At 40.0% G+C, this 582-nt stretch carries 1 protein-coding gene; it reads right to left on the bottom strand.

Annotated elements, in window-relative coordinates; genetic code table 11:
- Nucleotides 1-36: 36 nt before the first annotated feature.
- A partial coding sequence (locus ACFOSX_RS10885; protein ID WP_386100724.1) for an IS110 family transposase occupies nucleotides 37-582 on the bottom strand: 546 nt, incomplete at its 5' end.

The raw sequence follows: 582 nt of genomic DNA, 5'->3' as shown, positions 1-582 counted from the left end.
AACAAAGTACTGTGGTAGAAAACAAGTAAAATCCCATTAATTTTTCACTAAAGTACTTCTGTAACTATCGTCGTATATCAGTCCTGATTTTGCTATGGCAAAGGCCTGTTTTAACAACTTATTGCACACTGCAATCAAGGCTAGTTTTTTGCTCTTTCCCTTGGCTACTATCCGCTGGTATAAATCCCTGCAAGCCTTGTTGTATTTACAGGCATTAAAACTGCACAAAAACAATAAGTTTCTCAGTTTCTGGTTGCCTATTTTGCTTATTCTTGCACGGCAATTGATACTGCTTCCACTTTGTCTAATCACTGGTGTTAAACCTGCATAACTGCACAATTCGCCCGCACTGGTAAATCGATCAAAACCACCTGTTAGAACCACCAACATTATGGCGGTCTTTCTTCCTATTCCCGGTATGGTCTCCAAGCGTGTCAATAAATCTTGATGTGCTTGTCTGACCAACAGCAGGAGCTGATCTTCCAAGGTTTTCATCTCTTTTTCTAATTGTTTTAAGTTTCGTTTTAATGACCTTACAACCAATTTGCTCGGCTCGCCCAAAACGGCCTCCCCATGTAATTT

Source organism: Winogradskyella maritima, assembly GCF_042650215.1.
In the GTDB taxonomy this organism is placed as follows: Bacteria; Bacteroidota; Bacteroidia; order Flavobacteriales; family Flavobacteriaceae; genus Winogradskyella; species Winogradskyella maritima.
This window is presented reverse-complemented; position numbering and strand designations above follow the sequence as displayed.